Annotated in this window: 18 protein-coding genes; 7 read left to right on the forward strand and 11 right to left on the reverse strand. The window is 41.6% G+C overall.

Going from position 1 to position 21682, the window contains the following annotated elements:
- Nucleotides 1–55: 55 nt before the first annotated feature.
- Complete coding sequence (locus tag A3K91_RS05760) at nt 56–1204, forward strand: glycosyltransferase (protein WP_062844404.1); 1149 nt, start codon at nt 56–58, stop codon at nt 1202–1204.
- On the opposite strand, the gene A3K91_RS05765 is transcribed toward A3K91_RS05760, so the two are convergent.
- From A3K91_RS05765 to A3K91_RS05780, 4 genes are all read right to left on the reverse strand, one after another.
- Nucleotides 1185–1952: a hypothetical protein gene (locus A3K91_RS05765; protein WP_062844405.1), complete on the reverse strand. Its 768-nt coding sequence runs from the start codon at nt 1950–1952 to the stop codon at nt 1185–1187. The two genes, A3K91_RS05760 and A3K91_RS05765, sit on opposite strands and share 20 nt — an antisense overlap.
- 81 nt (nt 1953–2033) lie before the next feature.
- Nucleotides 2034–3059, reverse strand: coding sequence for an NAD-dependent epimerase/dehydratase family protein (locus A3K91_RS05770; protein WP_062844406.1), 1026 nt, complete (start codon nt 3057–3059; stop codon nt 2034–2036).
- Entirely contained in the window at nt 3059–4225 is a 1167-nt protein-coding gene (locus tag A3K91_RS05775; RefSeq protein WP_062844407.1) for a nucleotide sugar dehydrogenase, read from the reverse strand. The genes A3K91_RS05770 and A3K91_RS05775 overlap by 1 nt, the downstream gene beginning before the upstream one ends.
- Nucleotides 4226–4311: 86 nt before the next feature.
- Nucleotides 4312–5319, reverse strand: a complete 1008-nt coding sequence (locus A3K91_RS05780; RefSeq protein WP_062844408.1) for a Stealth CR1 domain-containing protein — start codon at nt 5317–5319, stop codon at nt 4312–4314.
- A gap of 300 nt (nt 5320–5619) precedes the next feature.
- Between A3K91_RS05780 and A3K91_RS05785 the strand changes: the two genes are divergently transcribed.
- A complete protein-coding gene (locus tag A3K91_RS05785; RefSeq protein ID WP_062844409.1) occupies nt 5620–6732 on the forward strand; it encodes a glycosyltransferase in 1113 nt (370 codons plus the stop codon).
- Nucleotides 6733–6738: 6 nt separating this feature from the next.
- On the opposite strand, the gene A3K91_RS05790 is transcribed toward A3K91_RS05785, so the two are convergent.
- The 4 genes from A3K91_RS05790 to aspS all read right to left on the reverse strand — a co-directional run bounded on the left by A3K91_RS05790 (nt 6739) and on the right by aspS (nt 11480).
- The gene (locus tag A3K91_RS05790) at nt 6739–7596 is read right to left on the reverse strand and encodes a hypothetical protein (protein ID WP_062844410.1); all 858 of its coding nucleotides are present in this window, start codon (nt 7594–7596) and stop codon (nt 6739–6741) included.
- 93 nt (nt 7597–7689) lie between these two features.
- Nucleotides 7690–8490, reverse strand: a complete 801-nt coding sequence (locus A3K91_RS05795; RefSeq protein WP_062844411.1) for a hypothetical protein — start codon at nt 8488–8490, stop codon at nt 7690–7692.
- Between the two features lie 133 nt (nt 8491–8623).
- Nucleotides 8624–9607: a lysophospholipid acyltransferase family protein gene (locus tag A3K91_RS05800; protein WP_323053123.1), complete on the reverse strand. Its 984-nt coding sequence runs from the start codon at nt 9605–9607 to the stop codon at nt 8624–8626.
- 58 nt (nt 9608–9665) lie between these two features.
- The gene (gene aspS, locus A3K91_RS05805; protein WP_062844413.1) at nt 9666–11480 is read right to left on the reverse strand and encodes an aspartate--tRNA ligase; all 1815 of its coding nucleotides are present in this window, start codon (nt 11478–11480) and stop codon (nt 9666–9668) included.
- 356 nt (nt 11481–11836) lie between these two features.
- Here aspS and sohB point away from each other — a divergent pair, with 356 nt between their 5' ends.
- The 5 genes from sohB to A3K91_RS05830 all read left to right on the forward strand — a co-directional run bounded on the left by sohB (nt 11837) and on the right by A3K91_RS05830 (nt 17669).
- Nucleotides 11837–12823 carry a protease SohB gene (gene sohB / locus A3K91_RS05810; RefSeq protein ID WP_062844414.1) on the forward strand — a complete coding sequence of 329 codons (987 nt, stop codon included), beginning with the start codon at nt 11837–11839 and terminating at the stop codon, nt 12821–12823.
- Nucleotides 12824–13065: 242 nt separating this feature from the next.
- Complete coding sequence (locus tag A3K91_RS05815; RefSeq protein ID WP_062845888.1) at nt 13066–14319, forward strand: acyl-CoA dehydrogenase family protein; 1254 nt, start codon at nt 13066–13068, stop codon at nt 14317–14319.
- A gap of 228 nt (nt 14320–14547) precedes the next feature.
- Complete coding sequence (locus tag A3K91_RS05820) at nt 14548–15798, forward strand: phosphotransferase family protein (RefSeq protein WP_062845889.1); 1251 nt, start codon at nt 14548–14550, stop codon at nt 15796–15798.
- 36 nt (nt 15799–15834) lie between these two features.
- Nucleotides 15835–16599 carry a histidine phosphatase family protein gene (locus A3K91_RS05825; protein WP_062844415.1) on the forward strand — a complete coding sequence of 255 codons (765 nt, stop codon included), beginning with the start codon at nt 15835–15837 and terminating at the stop codon, nt 16597–16599.
- Nucleotides 16600–16799: 200 nt separating this feature from the next.
- Nucleotides 16800–17669, forward strand: coding sequence for an SDR family oxidoreductase (locus A3K91_RS05830; protein ID WP_084387274.1), 870 nt, complete (start codon nt 16800–16802; stop codon nt 17667–17669).
- An 84-nt stretch (nt 17670–17753) separates the two neighbouring features.
- Here the strand turns inward: A3K91_RS05830 and A3K91_RS05835 are convergent, their stop codons facing one another.
- The 3 genes from A3K91_RS05835 to A3K91_RS05845 form a co-directional block, all read right to left on the reverse strand.
- A complete protein-coding gene (locus A3K91_RS05835) occupies nt 17754–19445 on the reverse strand; it encodes an AMP-binding protein (RefSeq protein WP_062844416.1) in 1692 nt (563 codons plus the stop codon).
- 484 nt (nt 19446–19929) lie between these two features.
- Nucleotides 19930–20721: an ABC transporter permease gene (locus A3K91_RS05840; protein WP_084387275.1), complete on the reverse strand. Its 792-nt coding sequence runs from the start codon at nt 20719–20721 to the stop codon at nt 19930–19932.
- Nucleotides 20722–20833: 112 nt separating this feature from the next.
- The gene (locus A3K91_RS05845) at nt 20834–21652 is read right to left on the reverse strand and encodes an ABC transporter ATP-binding protein (RefSeq protein WP_084387276.1); all 819 of its coding nucleotides are present in this window, start codon (nt 21650–21652) and stop codon (nt 20834–20836) included.
- Between the last annotated feature and the right edge of the window lie 30 nt (nt 21653–21682).

Raw genomic sequence — 21682 nt, forward strand, 5'->3', positions numbered from 1 at the left:
AAACTGCCTATTTTTTATATTAAAAATTACCTGTAGCGATGAAAAAGACTAGAAAATGATTAATAAATTAATAAAAATAACAGAAAATGCCCACAAGAAAAATAAGAAAAAAGTGCTCTTAGTGATAAATTGCCTGCAAGGTGGTGGTGCTGAGCGCGTCGTCCTTACTTTAGGACAGGGGTTTTATGACTTAGGGTATGAAGTTCATGTCTTGAGGTTTAAACCTCGAATCGACTACGATCTCAATCCAAATCTTAATTACCATTTACTCAATTTCAAGCGTTTTAAGCTTATACCAAAATTAGAGCGTCGTGACAAAGTTTTTGCGTTTGTAGTAGATCGTTACATCTCAAAAAACATTGGCAGAACTGATCTGATCTTGTCAAACCTTGATCGCGCAGACAGTATTCTGAGCAATAGTAAGCTGCCCAATATCTTTTATGTGATACACAATACTGTGTCTTTGTTATATAAGTTTGACGATACTGGTGCTGATCACGAATTAAGGTCAAAGATGATGGAGATATACTCTAAGCATCCTTGTGTATGTGTCAGCAAGGGCGCCGAAAGAGATTTCGTTGAAAGCTTTGGGAATATTACACCAACGATTGCCATTCATAATCCAATTGATAGAGATGGAATCAAAAAGCTGGCTGATGCTTTTGTTCCAGATTATCAGAACTACATCATTCATGTGGGCAGTTTTAAAGAAGCGAAACGCCATGATATATTGTTAAGAGCTTATGCTCAAACAGATCAATCTATGCCGCTATTACTGCTAGGCAAAGGCAAGCTGAAAGACGAGATAGAGCAATTGGTAGTAGAACTTAACTTAGAAGAAAAAGTGGTATTTTTAGGTTTTCAGGAAAATCCTTTTCCTTATATAAAACATGCTACATTTAAAGTGCTGACCTCTGATTGGGAAGGTTTTGCCTTGGTAATCGCAGAATCTTTGGTTTTGGGTACCCCTGTCATTAGTACCGATTGTCAGTCAGGTCCGAGTGAGTTATTACCAGAAAATAATTTAATGCCATTGGGAGATATAGATGCTATCGCTGCAAAATTGAGCTTAGCAATGAAAAACCCTCAACAATTTCACGCTGAATTTAACGAGGCACTTCTTCCGGTTACTATTGCCCAAAAATATCTAACCTTTGCAACTGATCTTGAAGTCAAAAGCGTTCTTAATCCAGCCACCATTTAGACCAATCGTCTTTGTGTAATGCGCGTAATGTGGCAAAAGCGCTATCAGTATGTTGTAGCTTTTCAAAAACAGCTAACAGCATATTTGTGGCCAACTTATCTGCTTTATAGAATTTATAATAGCGTTTGCGCATGTTTCTCAAACTGTCGTCAGTCCCTATGCGAAAATAAGTAAGACCGTTATAAAGAGGTAAGTCACCAGCATAAAGCATGGCGGTTTTTTCAGGTATCAATGGCATAGAGTCAGCGTCAACGGGTCGCTGCAAAAAATTCTTGGTCTCGTAGACTCTCAAAGTGTTCATTAAAGTCACGACAGTCATCAATATAGCTGCTCTGTGAGTATTGTCTGAATGATCAATAAACGTATCACAAGCAGAAACAATCCAGCGTAAAGATAAGTTTTCCAATAGATAATCGCTTTCAGCCAGCCATAGCCTTTCGAATTCAGCAAATATGTAATCTATCTTGTATTTACGACGCATCAATATAATAAGCGTATTGTGATAAAAACAGAGCTCAGACTCTCCTAATGATTGGTATTTTAAATTATTCAAATGGTTTTCTAGATCTGTGCTCTTGCGCTCATCGGTTAGTGCTCCAATATTACACATTGATTCAGTAAGCGTTGTTGCTTTCATTTCATCAAAGCTTTTACCTTCATAATTCTTAATAATCTTACCTGCATTCAATCTTTTTTCGCTTCGGAATACCAATAGCAATTTTCTTTGCCAATTTGGAGATGTGGTCATGTGTGTAGAATCCTTTGAGCAAATATAATGATATTAAAGATCAAACGGTTGAATTATGAGGGGTTGGAGATGTTTTTTTATCTAGACTGAATAATATTGTTTGTACCAACCCACAAACTTTCCAATACCTTCCTCGATACTGGTTTCAGGCTTAAAGCCGATATCATCTACTAATTCATCTATGTCGGCGTAAGTAATCGGCACGTCGCCTGCTTGCATCGGTAGTAGGTTTTCCTGAGCTTTTCTACCACAAGCGTCTTCGATAGCAGTGATAAAGCGTCGTAACGTCACGGGCTGATTATTGCCGATATTATAAATTTTGTAGGGAGCAGTCGCTGTCGTAACAGTAGAATACTGAGGAGCGGGAGGCTTGTCGATTATTCTGATAATACCTTTTATGATATCGTCAATATAGGTAAAGTCACGCTGCATATCGCCATTATTGAAAACATTGATTGGTTCGCCAGCTAAGATCTTTTTGGTAAAAGAAAAGTATGCCATGTCAGGGCGTCCGTAAGGACCATAAACCGTAAAAAAGCGCAATCCTGTCGTAGGGACATTGTATAGATGGCTGTAACTATGAGCCATCAGCTCGTTGGATTTTTTGGTAGCAGCATATAGGCTGATGGGAAAGTCAACGCAATCAGCAGTGGTAAAGGGTTGCTTGATATTCATGCCATAGACAGAGCTAGAGCTGGCATAAATTAGGTGTTTGATCTTGTGGTGACGACAGCCCTCTAATATATTCACAAAACCAACCACGTTTGAATCAATGTAAGCATTTGGGTTATCAATGGAGTAGCGCACCCCAGCTTGAGCACCCAAATTAATGACGGTATCAAATTGATAAGTGGAAAAAATATCAGACATGCCTTTGCGATCAGCAAGATCTAGCTTGATGAATACAAATTTTTCTGGCGTTGATATCTCACTGAGTATTTTCAAACGCTCTTGTTTCAGACCGACGTCATAATAGTCGTTGATATTATCAATACCAACAATCAAATCCTCATTGTCAGCTACGTCTATTTTTGGGTTTGCTTCTAACAACGCTTTGATTAAATGAAAACCAATAAAGCCTGCCGCACCAGTGACGAGTATTTTCATCAGTCGCTCCCAAATAAGTCACGTGTGAACACTTTGTCCGCGACATCTTCTATATCATCAGATAAGCGGTTTGCGACGATGACATCACTCATTGATTTAAAAGCTTCTAGGTCACGAATCACTCGTGAGTTAAAAAAGTCCTCTTCTTTCAATACGGGTTCATAAACCACAACTTCAATACCCTTTGCCTTAATACGTTTCATAATCCCCTGTATGGCAGAAGCTCTAAAGTTGTCTGAACCGCTTTTCATGACCAGTCGGTGTATACCTACAATTTTTGGCTTTCTCTCAATAATTTTATCAGCGATAAAGTCTTTACGGGTTCTATTAGAGTCAACGATAGCCTTTATAAGGTTACTGGGTACTTCGTCATAATTTGCCAATAATTGCTTAGTATCTTTCGGGAGGCAGTAGCCGCCGTAGCCAAATGAGGGATTATTATAATGATTGCCAATGCGTGGATCTAAGCCAATACCTTCTATGATTTGCTTGGTCTCAAGTCCAAAAGTTTGTGCATAAGTATCAAGCTCGTTAAAATATGCCACACGCATCGCTAGATAAGTATTAGAAAATAACTTAATCGCCTCAGCTTCAGTGGACTCTACAAACAATATAGGCGCATCTTTTTTGATGGCACCTTCAAGTAGCAAGTTAGCAAAAATCTGAGCTTGCTCAGACTGTGCGCCTACAATGATTCGAGAAGGGTATAAATTGTCATGCAGTGCTTTACCTTCTCGCAAAAATTCAGGCGAAAAAATAATACGGTCAGTCGCATAACGTTCTCTGATATTCGCTGTATATCCAACTGGCACCGTAGATTTTATGATAATGGTGGCTTGTTGGTTGACCAAAAGCACTTGCTCAATCACTGTCTCTACGGTTGAGGTATTAAAATAATTGGTCTTGGTATCGTAATCAGTTGGCGTTGCTATGATGATAAAATCAGCATTCTGATAAGCGTCTTTGGCATCAAGTGTCGCAGAGAAATTGAGGTTTTTGTGTGATAAAAAATCTTCAATATCTTCATCTTCGATAGGAGATTGCTTTGCATTTAATGATTTGATTTTTTCAGGGACGACATCGACAGCCACAACTTCATTGTGCTGGGCCAATAGCATTGCGTTTGATAAGCCTACGTAGCCTGTACCTACTACTGCTATTTTCATATTATATCCAAATAATTTTTAACTTTTCTTGGTTTGAACCAAGAGTAGGTGATGCTAATGATAGTTCAAGCGTGGGTCAAATACATTCAGGTCTGCTTACTGTCATTTTTTATTACAGCATTGGGAAGATAATCCGAAAATTTCTGTCTCATGGCTTTGCTAATTTTTTCATATAGATCTGGCTGAAGAAGGTCTAAGCTTTGAATACAACCATATTTGATGCTTTTGTCTTCCAAGTCATTGATAAAACTCTCTACGCTATGCTCATTTTTTAGATAATTGATAGACGTATCAGGTTTTAAAATTGCTTCACTCTTTTGAATTTTTAGGTGGTTCATTAGAGTGATGGGATTCACTTGCTCGACATCTCTAAACTTATATTTTATCTGCTCATTCAATAATTGTGGATGATGTAACCAATATGTTTGTAAAATATTTTTATCGACAATATGAGGATAATGATGAATCTCAAAAAATTTATCCATCCCAAGTATTTTAGCACTTAACATTTGCGCTATCGTATGCCTTGGTTGAATAGGCGTGCCAAATAACTTAAAGCGAGATTTTCGAAAGTTAAGTTTGGCGTTCAAAGCGGTACTTTTACGCCACTTACCATGAATAATGAGTTTTTCCTCATCCAAAAAATCAGTGATCGTCACTGGCTGATTAAAAAAGAAATCGTCATTCATATAAATAAAATAATCAGACAGTCTTTTGATATTCCATATCATTGTTTCAATGGATCGGGTATTAAAGGTCGGTAAAAATGCTTCATAGCCTGTAAATATTTCTTTGTGATCGATAATACGTATTTTATCTGCTGAACAGATTTTTTGCTTGGCGAACTCATCAATGAGCGTTGGTTGCTGCTGGTCGGTGACAATATAAATGTGACGACAAAAAGGCACATATTTGATGATAGAGGCCACATTATAATATATTTCATCGTCACTCGCGAAACGTGTCGCTGTCATCGCATCTGACGCGACTGTTTTTCCTGACTTATAAAGCTCTCTTTTTTGTTTGAGCGTGGGGTCTGCACCGTCCACCCAAGCAATAACCACGTCTACTGTTTTTTCGTCAGACTGTTTCATGACTGATCCTGTTTTTATGACCGTATTATAATGATATGCTGATTTTTCGGTCGTTATCTTGGCTCAGCTATGATATTTACTCGTATTGAGATTGGCAAGATCTAACTGATTTATATAGCAAAGACTGGACATTACTTTATGCGAAAGAGCATAACCAGACTTCAATCAGTATAAGCTTAGGGCCAAAGGTAGCTGAGACTAGCATACAAAGTCAAAAGTTGGCAATAATCGTAACCGTCGATATTCTTATTTGACCAGTCTGCCATACTTATATTTCTACAACCTTAAGCTGGAATAACAATGCCTGCAACTATTCTATTTATTTTGAAAGCGCTTGAAGGTCGCGGTGCTGAGCGTATGGTAACAACGTTAGCAAGTGCTTATGTAAAAATGGGCCATAGCGTTCATATTTTATGTTTGGAAAATACGCAAGACATGTCCTTGGGTGCTGGGATTCACTATCATGTCGTGCCATATGATAAGGTGTTTTTTCCTCAAGATCTGGCACCATCTTCTACCCAATCAGCCGACTATAGAACTGTTGCTCAGCGGATTGATAATTATGTGCTAAGTCAAATAGGGACGCCTGATCTGATATTGGCTAACATATATAAAATAAATTGGATAATGGCGTATAGTCAATTGCCCAATATCGTTAATGTATTGCACACAGCGTTATCCAAGCAGTTTCAGAACCAATTATCAGATGCGCCCATACAAACGCTCAAGCATCTACAAATGGTCTATGGTGCGCATCCTTGTAGCTGCGTGAGCGAGGGGGCACGTAAGGATCTGCTGTCACTTTTGGGAGCAGTGACCCAAACCACGACAATTTATAATCCTTGCGACATGATCAATATTAAGACTAAAGCAGAGCAAACACGAGATATCGAACAACTTGGCCTCATAAAAAATAACTATATTATTCATGTTGCCTCGTTTGATACGATGAAAGGTCATCTAGACTTGCTACAAGCTTATTCAAAAACGGAGCGCAAAATGCCTTTAGTATTAGTTGGTAAAGGCAAGCTTGAAGCGGATAGTAAGCAGTTAGCCCGTCAACTTGGTATCAGTGACTGTGTCAGATTTTTAGGCTTTCAAAGCAATCCATATCCGTTGATTGCTTCAGCAGCATTGATGGTGCTGACCTCTAAGTTTGAAGGTTTTGGCTACGTTATTGTAGAGGCACAAGCACTGAGCGTACCAGTAATTAGTACCGATTGTCCGTTTGGTCCAAGGGAGCTCTTACCAGCCAAAAACTTGATACCTGTAGACGATATTGACGGATTAGCGATGCTCATCGATCAAGTAATAAATGATCGAGCACAGTACGTCGTACCCTTAAATCAGCAACTATTACCACATCATATCGCCAAGCAATATTTGGCATTTGGTACAAAACTTGTCAGATAAGTAGGATTATAGGTAGTCGAATAATGCTTGAGAGACAGGGGAGTGATTGATGACAGACACGCCGCGCGCTTTGTACACTTTACCCAATAAGTTAAATGCAGGGACAATGCGCTCACTTGTTACTTTATTGAGTGTACTTGGAGCACTGTCACTGTCATTTTCATAAAATCGGGGTTGATCGCTGTTGAGTAAGTCAACACCATACAGATGAATAGCAGCAACTTGACGTGAAAAGGCCAGTTGCGTGGCTACATAAGCCACAGTACCTGCCTCAACAAATCCATTAGTAACATTAAGAGAGACACCAATCTCAGCAGATTTATGGCAGCCATCAATAATAAAGTCTGGATGGTTTATAAAGTAAGACAGGGGCATCTTTTTATTCAGTCGTTTTTTCTTAAAGATGAGTTTACTGAAGGAGAGTTTGTTTGATTTTACTCCCCATGGCCTATCTACTGGATACAGTACACGCATGGAATGATGATGCGTAAGCATAATCTCAGGATGAGTGGTCGCCATTGCTTCAAAGACAGCTAAGGTTGCGTATAAAGGTTGACCAGTATAGTACTGCTTTAAAATTTCAGGTCGATGGCAGATAAAGCGCGCATCGCTAATGACATAGCCTACAATATTGGTGAAGTGATAATTACCACTCAGGCTAAGGCTACCATTAACAAAAATAGTGGATGTGGCCAATAGTTCAGGCAACGGCAATTGCTGTATGGATGGGCCTGAAGCGATAATGTTGACGTCTTGTCCAAGTAAGCTTTGCTCGGGCTCATTGGCATTAAAAGCCTTGATAACGACAATCTCGTTATCAATATTAAACCTAGCGGTAGTAGGTAACCTCAAATAGAGCGCCATACTATTTTCCAGTATTTGCCTTCGACTATAAATATTTTATACCGTAATGCCCTGTCTTTAAATCACTCGAATATAGCTACTATCAAATGCTAATTACTGCCAGTATTCTTTTAACCAAGGACTGGGCTTTGCGTGGCGATACCATTTACCACCGCCGCCATCAATCGCATCGGGCGGATTAATCTCTCCATGGAATACCACAATTTTTGCACCATTAGGCAACGTCGGTGCACGTACTAAATTAAAAGGAATAGGTGCCATACATTGATATTTAAAACTCACGCACCATGTCTTATCCCAGTATTCTAGATGATGATGCTCACGTAAATAGTTAGACAGATATGCTTGTTCATGACGTACTTGGGTGCGGATGGTTTCAAAGTTGCGCTCAAAGTTTGCGAGCAAATCAGGATAAGTGTTCATACCAATATTAAAGCGATACACCGAACTGTTACCAATCATACGCCACGGCTTTTTCCAGTCGCGGATAATGACCACGCTGTCTTCATGCTTCGCTTGGTAAGTGAAAAACGCATCGATATTATCGACAATCACAATATCAATATCTAAGAATAGTGCTACGCCTTTAAGATCATAAAGCTCAGGCTTAAAGGTGGTGAGCTTCTTCCAACCACGTTCAGGACCTGCCGGCAAGTCCATTTCGGGGATAGGATAACAAATAATGGCAGGATCAATACCGGTGCTGTCATCAGTCAAACAAACCATCTGGAAATCTAATGTCAGATGACGACTGACCATATTGTAAAGACGATTGACATATTCAGGACCGTATTTATCTCCCCATTTCATACAAATAATATAGCGTTGGTCAGCAGTATCATCGCGGGTGTGAGTTGAATCTATGGAAGTGGTCTTAGTTACGTCAGATGTCATAATGCACTCGTAGTGAGATAATAGTGAGGTAAATGAAGGACGAACAATAAAAAAATAAAGATGCAAGATTTGGCCAATATTAGCATAACTGCCACTGATGATATTTCTATATAGTTAAACCATATTATCGTTATTATCCGTGATTATCGAACTTAATATTACCACCTAAACCATTGTTAGAACGATCGGACGTGGTAGCATGATGCGCTTGAATAAAGGCTGCTAAAATTGCTTTGTCTTTTCTATAAGGGTTGCCCAATTTTGGTATGCGCTTAAAACGTCGATAGCCCCACATATAATGACTACAGTTGTCTTTAATCATATGCTCCATGGCTCGATTGAGAGCCTCTGTGGCTGTTTCAACATTGCGGTCGTGCAAGTCTGGATCATCAAGTTTGTAGCAATAAATATCAAACCCACGTCCATCGTCACGGCGAATACAAGATAAGCCAACCAATGCACATTTGGTTTTACTGGCAAGTTTGGAGGCGAGCGTACTGGTTAAGGTATTAATACCAAAAAAAGGTACGACCACCCCCCCTGAAGGGTCAGGTACGTGGTCTGGTAAAACAATACTAAAACCACCTTGTTTGAGCGTTTTAAATACAGCCTTAACGCCACTACCATCAGTAGGCACTAAAGTTGCATTAAGCCTTGCACGACCTTTTAGCACAAAATCATTGGTTATACGGCCTTTGACAGGCTTGTACATAATGGTTGGTGAGCCAAATTGATTGAGCCATGCGTTCATCATCTCCCATGTGCCAAGGTGCGGGACGATAGCAAGCATGCCGTTGGGACTGGCCAGTCCTTCTAATAAAATATCTTTATTATGAACATCGAGGATCTGATCAATGCTCCACTCGGGTGGCATTGCCCAGCTTTTGATAGACTCAATACTGGTCAAACATTGATGATAAATAATGTCTTTAGTCAGAGCTTTTTTTTGTGAATTAGATAAGGTAGGAGCAATCAGCGCCATATTGATATGTATGGTACGCATGATGCTTAAACGAGGCATCTTAATAATTACCCAGGCAACAATACGTGCCATTGTCTGTAATATAGACAATGGCACGTATTTAAAAACATGATATGGATTCATGAATATCCATATGGTGATAAATCACCTAACATGTGGCGTAAAAAATAACCAAACATCATCACATCGTTTATTATTTGGTATCAGCTTGTGCTTTCTCGCGCACACGGATACCAAGATCACGTAACTGCTTGCTATCGACTTCAGCAGGCGCTTGAGTTAGTGGACACTCAGCCGTCTTGGTTTTTGGGAAAGCGATGACATCACGAATAGAGTCTGCGCCTACCATGAGCATGATCAGACGATCCAAACCAAACGCCAAGCCACCATGCGGTGGTGCACCAAATTTTAGCGCGTCAAGTAAGAAACCAAATTTGTCTTCAGCTTCCTGCTCACCGATACCTAGTGCATCAAGTACGGCCTGTTGCATATCGTAGGTATTGATACGTAAGCTACCACCGCCAACCTCAGTACCATTTAGTACCATATCATAAGCGATAGAAAGGGCAGATTCTGGGTTGTTTTTCAACTCTTCAACAGAGCCTTTAGGCTTGGTAAATGGATGATGCATAGACGTCCAACGACCATCGTCTGTCTCTTCAAACATTGGGAAGTCAGTCACCCAAAGTGGTGCCCACTGACAAGTCGTCATCTCAAGATCTAGACCAATCTTTTGACGAAGTGCACCAATGGCATCATTCACCACACTCGCTTTATCTGCACCGAAGAAAATAATATCGCCATCTTCTGCAGCAGTACGCTCGATTAGGCTAACCAGAACATCATCAGTCATGTTTTTGATGATGGGTGACTGTAGACCCGATTCTTGATCCACACCATTGTTAATGCTGCTTGCATCATTGACTTTAATATAAGCCAAGCCGCGCGCGCCATATATACCAACAAACTTGGTATAAGCATCGATTTGCTTACGGCTTAATGATGCGCCACCAGGAATGCGTAGGGCAGCCACACGACCTTTAGGATCGTTAGCAGGGCCAGCAAACACTTTGAAATCAACGTCTTTCATCAAATCTGCAACGTCAACCAATTTCAATGGAATACGCAAGTCAGGCTTGTCTGATGCATAGTCGCGCATAGCTTCAGCGTACGTCATACGTGGGAATTGATCGAACTCAACGTCCATCATCGTTTTAAATAAATGCTTGATGAGGCCTTCGTTGATGTTCATGATTTCTTCTTCATTTAAGAAAGAAGTCTCAATATCGACTTGAGTAAATTCAGGCTGACGATCAGCGCGTAAGTCTTCATCGCGGAAACATTTAGCGATTTGATAATAACGATCAAAACCTGACACCATTAATAATTGCTTAAACAGCTGTGGTGATTGTGGTAATGCAAAGAAATTACCTGGGCGTGTGCGTGAAGGTACAAGATAATCACGCGCGCCTTCTGGTGTGGCACGGGTCAAGATAGGCGTTTCAACGTCTAAGAAGCCATGATCATCTAAGTAACGACGAATCGCTGATGTGGCTTTAGCACGGAACACCATACGCTCTTGCATCTGCGGACGGCGCATATCAAGATAGCGATATTTCAGACGCAAGTCTTCTGATACAGTGGTTTTTTCGTCATTCAATGGGAATGGCGGCGTTTCAGACTTAGCCAGTATCTCAATCTCTTTACCCAATAGCTCGATTTGGCCACTGGTCATGGTATTGTTTTCAGTACCTTCATAACGGCGACGTACGCGACCAGTTATTTTTAGTACGTATTCAGGACGTACCGCATCAGCAGTAGCAAAGGCTTCTGGGGTATCAGGATCGACAACTACCTGCAAGATACCAGCGCGGTCACGCATGTCCAAGAAAATCACGCCGCCATGATCGCGACGACGATGTACCCAGCCTACGACACTAATGGTTTGCTCAAGTAAGCTTTCGGTTACGGCTCCGCAATATTCGTCTCGGTATTCGCTATGCGTCATAATATAGTTATCCAGTTATCAGCCCAATTCAAAGTACAATAATGCAGCCATTGCCGCGCGATTCAAGCCATTTGCAAAAAAAGCACAAACAACGCGATTTAGACAAAGGTCATCACGTTGGCTACAGAAGATTTGATACAAACGCATATTATGCCTAATCTGCCATTGTTATACAACCAGATGCGTTTAATCAGAATAGAGTAATACGTCGGTATCAGACTTATTTATTCAGTAACATTTGGATTGGGTTAAATATTGTCAGTTTGCTTGAAAACTTAGCCAAGTGTGCGCATATCAACCGCACGCTAATAAAAACAGCCATATCGATATATCTACTGAATTGAGGAATTACCATTATGTTGTTTCATTCACCTAAGAACCCTATTGAGCTCAAGATACTTCATCTTAATGAAGCGCAAAAACAGCGCCGTGAAGACTTGATGGAAGCCACACAAGGTAAAGATGCGCTTAAGCAATTTAAAAAAACAATGGCTAAAAAAGCCAAACAGGCATTAAAAGCCAAATCTAAAAACAAGAAAAAAGGCTCTAGTACCAATACTAAGTCACAAGTGTTCGTTTTGGATTTCGATGGCGATATTAAAGCAGCAGCGGTTAAGCATTTGCGGGAAGAAATCAGTACCCTGATTAGTGCTGCAAACAAAGGTGATGAAGTGGTCGTCCGTCTCGAATCAGGCGGTGGTCTCGTACACGGTTACGGACTGGCAGCCGCGCAATTGGTACGCTTGAAAGAAGCTGGTCTAAAGCTGACTGTGTGTGTGGATAAGGTTGCTGCAAGCGGCGGCTACATGATGGCTTGTGTTGCAGACAACGTTGTGGCTGCACCATTTGCTATTATTGGGTCAATCGGTGTGGTTTCACAATTGCCAAACTTCCATAAATGGCTAAAAAACCATGACATCGATTATGAGATGTTCACCGCTGGTGACTATAAACGTACAGTGACTGTATTTGGCGAAAATGACGAAGAAGATCGCGCTAAGTACCAAGAAGAGCTGGAACAGACGCATGAGTTATTCAAACATTTTGTTAATACTTACCGTCCAACGTTGGATGTAGCCAAAGTCGCAACTGGTGAGCATTGGTACGGCGAAGATGCGCTAAAATTGAACTTGATTGATAGTCTACAAACGTCAGATAGTTATATCTTAGCTCGTATGGAAGATAGTGAGGTATATGCGCTGCATTCTCGTCAAAAGCCAACATTGGCAGAAAAGCTTGGACTTGCACAGGCGGCAGAGGCGACGCTAACGATAGCAGTTGATAAATTGCCAGATGCATTGGCTCGTTTTGATTTAAACAGCCGTCTGAACATTTTAAAGTAGATCTATTATTAGTATGATTATTTTTAGATAGTACTTGGAATTACCGATAATCATCTGAGCACTGTTTGTATTTTGTAAAAGGCGTGTCCTAACGGGTCGCGCCTTTTTGCTGTTTATTCAAAACTGCTGTGTTATAAATACAGGAGACAAAAAACAGTATACGTACGTGCACTATAAGAAGTTTTTTTTAGAACTTGATGAAAATAAGGAAAAGGATATCACTTATGTCTAACAATACATTGATGTTTACGGCAACAGAACATGGTCAAGCCATGTACAAGAAAGTCAAAGCGTTTATCGAGACGCAGATTGAACCCATTGAAGCGCAATTCTGGCATGAGTGTCACGAGCAAAACCCTGATGGTAATTGGCGCAACTGGCAGTGGCCAGAACAATACGAGAGCTTACGCAAACAAGCACGGGAAGCTGGAATGTGGAATTTATTCTTGCCAGACGATACCTTAGGTGCTGGTCTTTCGGTCACTGATTATGCACCGATTGCAGAATTAACCGGTCGCAGTTTGCTGGCGCCTTATGTATTCAACTGTAATGCGCCTGACAGCGGCAACATGGAGCTACTGTGGCGCTACGGTTCTGAGGAGCAGCAGGAAAAATGGCTGACCCCAATTTTGGAAGGTAAAACACGCTCTGTATTTTGTATGACGGAGCCTGATGTGGCCTCGAGCGATGCGACCAATATGCAAGCGACTGCTGTGGTAGAGGGCGATGAGATCGTCATCAATGGTAGTAAATGGTGGTCATCTGGTCTTGGTGATCCTGCCGTTGATATCTTGATTGTCATGGCATACACGCCTGACGATAACAAAGACCGTCATCATCAGCATTCTATGGTGCTTGTGCCAGTCAAAACAGCAGGCGTCAATATCGAGCGCATGTTAAAAGTATTTGGCGATTATGATGCGCCACATGGACATGGCGAGGTCAGCTTCAATAATGTACGAGTGCCTGTCAGTCACTTTATTGGGGGCGCAGGCATGGGTTTTGAGATTGCTCAAGGGCGCCTAGGGCCAGGTCGTATCCATCATTGTATGCGTTGTATTGGTGCTGCTGAAAAATCGCTTGAGTTGGCAGTGAAACGTGGTATGGCACGCACAGCATTTGGTAAACCTTTAATACAGTTGGGTGGAAATTTTGAGCGTATCAGCGATGCCCGTATCAAAATTGATCAAGCCCGCTTACTGACCTTGTATGCGGCACAAAAAATGGATGCTCAAGGTACAAAAGCCGCACTCACTGAAATATCAGCCATCAAAGTTGTCGCTCCTACTGTATTGCAAGAAGTGGTGGATATGGCAATCCAGATTCATGGCGGTATGGGTATGTGCCAAGATACACTGCTACCAAATTTCTTTGCGCAAGCACGGGCACTACGACTGGCTGATGGGCCTGATGAGGTACATAAGACCATGATTGCCAAGTTAGAATTAAAGCGTCAAGGTTTTGGTCGCTCATCTGCACATAAAAAGTCCTCATAGGCATGCCCAAATTATGGGTTACCGATCAGCTCGTGACCCAAAAGTAAGCAAAGCTATCAAACCATAATAAGGCGTTTAAAGATTCACTATGAATGATTGAATAGTGAATTTTTCATTACTTGATAGTTTGATAGTTTTTAACATTGAATTTTTAACAATAAATGACCACAGGATAAGGAACATCTTATGGCAACTGATTATTCTAAAAGCCAAACCGATGACAAAAATATGTCCACTGAGATCAACAGTCAGATACTGGATAAAGGTGGCGAGGTTCGTGATGGCGAAGCGCTTGATAGTAAAACTGTCAGTACATGGCTACGCGATCAAGGAATTGATATACAAGGTGAACCTACCGTTACTCAATTTTCAGGTGGTGCATCAAACTGGACGTACCGTTTGCAATATGACAATCAGGATTTGATCTTGCGTCGTCCGCCAAAAGGCACTAAAGCCAAATCAGCACATGATATGGTGCGCGAATATACAGTACAAAAAGCGCTAAAAGATGCTTATCCCTATGTGCCAAAAATGGTGGCGCTCTGTACAGATGAAGGCGTGATTGGCGCTGATTTTTATGTCATGGAGCGTATGGAAGGCATTATTCCTCGTGCTAATTTACCAAAGGGTGTCGATTTAGACACCGCACAAACGCGAGCTTTATGTACCAATGTCATCGACGCATTGATTGAGTTGCATCAAGTGGATTATAAACAGCATCCTGATCTAATGAGCTTAGGTCGCGGCGAGGGTTATTGCGAACGTCAGGTCAGCGGTTGGGATAAGCGCTATGTTAAAGCAAAAACGCCTAATGTCCCAAGTTTTGCGTTAGTGAGGCAATGGTTGGGTAAGCACACACCTGCGGACAGTAAAACCTGTGTCATTCATAATGATTGGCGCTTTGACAATGTAATTTTAGATGCCAATAATCCGACGGAAGTTATCGGTGTGCTCGATTGGGAAATGGCGACATTGGGTGACCCTCTGATGGATTTGGGTAGTGCTTTGGCGTACTGGATTGAAGAAGATGATAACATCATTATGCAGCAATCTCGTCGTCAGCCAACCCATTTAAAAGGCATGATGACCCGTCAGGAAGTGGTTGATTATTACCTTGAGCAGACAGGGCTTAAGATAGACAACTGGACTTTTTATGAAGTGTTTGGGCTATTCCGTCTGGCAGGGATTGTCCAGCAAATTTACTATCGTTACTACAACAAACAAACGACCAATCCCGCGTTTAAGAATTTTTGGATCATTGTGCATGTATTGCATGCCAAATGTCTTAAATTGATTGCTCAATATGAAGGCGAGGCATTGTTTGTCAGCCATGTACAGCCTCATTTGCAAGACAGAGGTATTGATGCTGCCACCATTGAGCAGCTACCAAGTCCTGTACAGTCTGTTATTAAAGGCATTTTACCCAGAAGTTACTTTGTACAATCGCCTCACAAGTCTGCTGAGCAAACAATCAAATAACAATTTATGAAAGATATGATAAGAAGGGATTCATTTATGACAACCATACTTCTGGTGCGTCACGGTCAGGCGTCTTTTGGACAAGAAAATTACGATCAGCTTTCAGAGTTGGGTAGTACTCAGGCGCAAATGCTGGGTAAACATTATGCAACCACGCAGCGCCGTATCGATGCCATCTTTACAGGCAGCTTGGTAAGACAACAGGACTCTGCCCGAAATTTTTTGGCGCGTTACCAATCATCGATCAATACCGACTGTAGTAAAGCCCTGCCTTTGTCGTCCGCAATCAATATCGATGAGCCTGAGAGTTACATTCTGCCACAGTTTGACGAATTTAATCATCAAGATGTATTTAAAAAATCGGATCCTGCTTTTAGTAGTCGTGCTGCGATCGCTGCTGAAATTGCTAAATCAGAAGTACCAAACACAAGGCTTGCTGAGTTATTCGATCAAGCGATGCAGCGTTGGCATGGCGGTGACAATGATCAAGATTATATTGAGAGCTGGCCCCAATTTAATCAGCGTGCGCAGCAAGCACTTGAGCAAGTTCGTACAAAAGTGGCAGATTTGAATTTAGGTTGTGATAGTACAGTATTGGTGTTTACCTCAGGTGGTGTGATTGCCGCAATCACCGCGCAATTATTAAAACAAGGCAGTCAAATCGCATATCAATTAAACAAAAGCTTAGTAAACACAGGTGTCACATCCATTACGCTAAAAGAGCAAAGCACTCGTTTGATGTCTTTAAATGAGTACAGCCATCTGTTTTGTGAAGGCAAACGCTTTGTTACTTGGCGCTAAGCTGATTGAATGTAGCATAGATGCGTTGAATGACTGATATAGTGATCACTATTTGGTGATGACGGTTGATTATATATCGAAAGTCAGCAGTCTCATTTTGCCTGCTTATTGTTTATTTTTATAACTGACAGACCCAATCTGTAGATTTGCGGTATTATAGACTATCAACTTTACCCAACATCTATAAAAAAGGATTGTCCATGCAAAATAAGTTGATCAATTTAGTCGTTAAAAGCGCCAACCAAAGTAAAAAACAGATATTGAGCGCGGTTCAGCCGTCTCGTTACTTGCAGGATTTAAATAAAAAGCAGGCTGGACAAAACAAAACAGTACTTATTACAGGTGCCAGTTCTGGGTTAGGTGAAGGGATGGCGAGGCTTTTTGCCAAGCTTGGTTACAACCTTGCTATTTGCGCTCGCCGCGTCGATCGTTTGGAGTGTTTGCAGTCAGAATTGACAGCAGCGTATCCTAATATACGTGTTGAATATCAGACGCTTGATGTTAGCGATTATGATGCCATTTTTGATGTGTTTAATGCCTTTGCAGAAAAATTTGGTAGCATTGATCGAGTGGTGGTCAATGCCGGTATTGGTGATAGTCGCCGTATCGGTAAAGGGCGTTTTGATACCAATCGCCGTACCGTTGAGATTAACTTCATATCGGCATTGGCGCAATGTGAAGCTGCGATGAGTATTTTTAGAGCACAAAACAGCGGTCACTTGGTGGTCATATCAAGCATGTCGGCCATGCGCGGAATGCCCAAGCATTTGACCGCTTATGGGGCAAGTAAAGCAGGATTGGCACATCTGGCAGAAGGGATTCGTTCGGATATGCTCTTAACCAAGCTTCCTATCAAAGTCTCTACCATTTATCCTGGCTATATTCGTACTGAGATTAATGAAAATGCCAAGCCATTACCGTTTGAAGTCGATGCTGACACAGGCACGAAGGCCATTGTTGCCGCGATTGAAGCGGGCGTAGAAGAAGCTTGTGTACCAAGTTTACCATGGTCATTTGTCGGTCAGGCACTAAAACACTTGCCACTTAAAGTCGTCAGCACAGTCAGTTAACACAACTGGCGCTGATCGCAGTAAATAAAAAGCCGCTTACAGCATGTTGTAAGCGGCTTTTTATTATTTATTTAAAGTAAGCACTTAAGCGTTATCTAAAATATGTTTCTCGCGCAGCTTTTGACGCAGTACTTTACCGACGTTACTCTTTGGCAGCTCACTCACAAACTCGATGTGACGTGGGCATTTATAGCCTGTTAAGTTGTCTAAAGCAAACTCTGTAATCACTTCTTTGGTTACGTTGTTATCAGCAGGGACGATATAAATCTTCACCGCTTCACCTTGACGCTCATCAGGAATCCCAATGACTGCACAATCAATAATACCATCACAGTCCAGCATCACAGACTCAATCTCATTAGGGAAGACGTTAAAGCCTGAGACCAAAATCATGTCTTTTTTACGATCAAGTAAGGTGAAATAGCCTTTTGAATCCATGCTGGCGATATCACCGGTTCTGAAATAACCGTCACTGGTAAAGTCATCACTACTTTCTCTGTTGAGATAACCTGACGTCACGTTTGGTCCTTTGATACACATCTCACCTGCTTGGTTGATGCCCACACGATTGCCATCCTCATCGATAAGAATGATGTCGATACTAGGCACAGGTATACCAATAGTGCCATTAAACTTACGATCAGTAATAAGGTTGGCCGTACCGCCGGCAACCCCTTCAGTCATTCCCCAACCTTCAACCATAGGGCAACCTGTGACTTCTAACCAACGTGTTGCTGTTTGCTCGGTTGCTGCCATACCACCTGCTTGTGAGATGCGAAGCGAGCTGAAGTCCAGCTCTTTGAAGCTTGGCTGCTCCAGTAGTGCTTTGAATAGAGTATTCACCGCTGGGAAAATATGGAATGGCTGCTTTGATAAAGTTTTGACAAAACCTGGCATATCACGTGGGTTTGGCACCAATATAAAGGTGTAACCTGAACGCATGCCTAATAGGCTGAGTGAAAAGGCAAAGATGTGGTAAAGCGGTAGCGCCATGACCATATTGATATAGACCTCATTGATTTCTGAGGTAACAGGGCGATACCAAGCTTCTGCCATCAAAGCAGCAGATACGATATTGCGCTGGGTGAGTATCGTGCCTTTAGACAGTCCTGTCGTACCACCTGTGTATTGCAAAATAGCCAGTTGATCTAAGCTCATTTTTGGCGCGTGAAAAGGAAGGTTTTTACCCCTCTTAAGTACATCAGGGAACTTGGTCACTTCGTGTTTTGGATCGTCAAGTTTGTATTTTGGGATCAAACGCTTGACTTGACGAACGATGGTATTGACCAACATGCCTTTGAGTCCCATCATATCGCCCAGTTTGGATAATACGATGCGCTTGATATTGGTCTCGTCAACGACTTGTTCGAGGGCTTGAGCGAAGTTATCGACCACAAAAATAACCTGAGCGCCAGAGTCATTTAACTGATGGCGTAGCTCACGGCCTGTATATAGAGGATTAACTGGCGTGCAAACATAGCCTGCTCGTAAAATACCAATCATGATCGGTAAGTATTGAGGAATGTTTGGCATCATTAAGGCAACCACGCAGCCCTTAGGAAGATTTTGCGATTGCAACCATGCTGCTACTGCAAGTGACGCTTTATCAACATCGCCATAAGTATGAGTGACGCCCATACAGATTGTCATAGGGTGCATACGAAAGCGCTCGAAACACTCTTCGTATAGCTCCATTATGCTGCTATATTTGTCTGGATTGACAGTTTTAGGTACACCATTCGGATAATGGGCAAGCCAAGGTTTATTTGGCGTCATGGTCAGCGTCCTTGAATTCAAAATAGATTAGAATTTGTGGTAAAGCAGTCATATCCGTGTCAATAAAACACATCAGCGCTGACGTAGCGTTTGTCGCTGATAGAAGTAGTATCCTTACTTATTGACTGGCTGCTATATTCTATTGCCGTATATAAGCTTTCTTAATCAAACTAAAAGAGTTCGCTGGTTAGAAGGCATAAACGGTTAAGTTGGTGATAAAAAATACACCGCATCAAATACACATTATCTAATGTTTACCACTAAGGTATTAAAAAATAATACATTTAAGCAATACATTAGCATGAATAGATTTTAATGTAATACCAGTATGCAAGACTGTAGAGTGCACAAATAAAGCTGAAAAATTCAATTTCTTTTTTATCAGATTTGTAACGTTAAGGTTTAAAGAGTCGTTGTCAGTTAGGTAGAAATTCTAACCCGTCAAAACGATGACTATTGAACATGAAAATTATCTTAATAGTGATTAAGGTAGAATTAACTGCTTATGTTTATTAAAGAATCGGCGATAAATGAGTAAAGCACTGATGGTACAGCCAAGCATACTGCTCACACATATCAAAAACATGGTGACGATTTGATAGCGAACCGCTTGAGTAGGATCGGCACCTGCCAATATTTGCCCTGTCATCATACCAGGTAAGCTGACAATACCGACAACTAGCATGGAGTTTAAAGTAGGGGTCATACCGTTGATGATTGCTGAGCGTATAGGATCATGTACGGCCTCGAACGGGCGAGCAGAAAGGCTTAACATCATCTCAATACGTCCTTGCTGCTCATGAAAGGCATTAATCAGCTGATTGGTGGTTAGTGAAATGGCGGTCAGAGAGTTACCCAGTATCAAACCCAATATGGGAATGACAAACTGCGGAGTATACCAAGGCTGCACCTGTAAAATCATCACGATAGCGATGGCAGTAACCAATATTCCAGAAGCACTCACTGCGAGTAGGGTATCAGTAAATAAGCCCTTATAATGACGTTTGACACGGTTTTTAGCAGCGCTTCCTGCAATCAGTGTCATGATGGTTAAAATAACCAATACTTCATACCATTGTTCGCGAGCAAAAATCCATGCCAGTATCAGCCCGATAAAACTAAGCTGGACGACAGTACGAACAGCAGCCATCAATAAAGTTTTGGTGAGCTGTAAGCGCAGCCGCCACGATAAAAGAATGACGATAATAATAAGGCTGCTGGCAAGAGCGATGTCGCTATACGTTAGAAATATCTGCATGTCGTCCGTCGCGCTCATAAGTGCTCATCATAAAAGTAACTAAGGAAAAGTATCAATGTAGAGCAGAAGACAACGCATTTATATAAGTGATGGTTTGTATAAATAGGCAAAGAATACTTTGATTGCATCATTAAGATACGTTGCTCAATATACCTGCCTGCATATGCCAATGTCTATCGGCCAATGGCATAATAGCTTGGGTATCATGAGTCACCCATAGCAAGGTGCGAAGCGGATTAGCTCGCAACCAGCTAATGAGCAAACGTACCAGCTGAGCTGAAGTATCACTGTCTAAGGCGGCGGTCGGTTCATCTAATAGCAATACTTGTGGGTTTAGTTGCAATAGGCGTAACGTATTGACCAGTTGCCGCTCACCACCCGAAAGATGAGTGGCTTCTTGGTATAAAAAATCAGCGCTGCGCTCTAGATGGCCAAGCTGTTTGATGTGCCAATCAATATCAAACTTATGATATTGGTGCGCTTGCAAGCGATAAGGCAGTTGTAAATTGTCAATGACACGGCCTTCTAGCAGTTGAGGATGTTGAGCAAGTAGCGAAACTCGCGAGCGCCACACTGTAGGGGCAGTATCATGAATACGCTCATTAATGTTAGGATAAATAGGGCTGTTTGATTCGCTTTGTAAGCTAATTTCACCACTGCTCATTGGTAACAGACCTGCTAAAACACGCAACAATACAGATTTTCCGCTTCCAGAAGACCCTGTTAAGACCGTTATCTGTCCTGCTAGCAGTTTTCCGCTGATCCCATTTATTAAGGTGCGTTCATGAGTGAGCGTAGCGGAATCCAGCGCTGACGGCTTCCTTATTCTCTTGAGCCAATAGTGATAGTTTTCAGACAGTATTGAGCCTGTAGCAGAAGCGCTTTTGTGGCTCTGATCGGCTGTCGTAGCGCGCTTGCTATGTACCCAAAGGTTATCAAATACTAGCATAAGGCGCTTCTGATGCGTGCCAACAGGTTA

Origin of the sequence: Psychrobacter alimentarius, from assembly GCF_001606025.1 — a bacterium.
Classification (GTDB): Bacteria; Pseudomonadota; Gammaproteobacteria; order Pseudomonadales; family Moraxellaceae; genus Psychrobacter; species Psychrobacter alimentarius.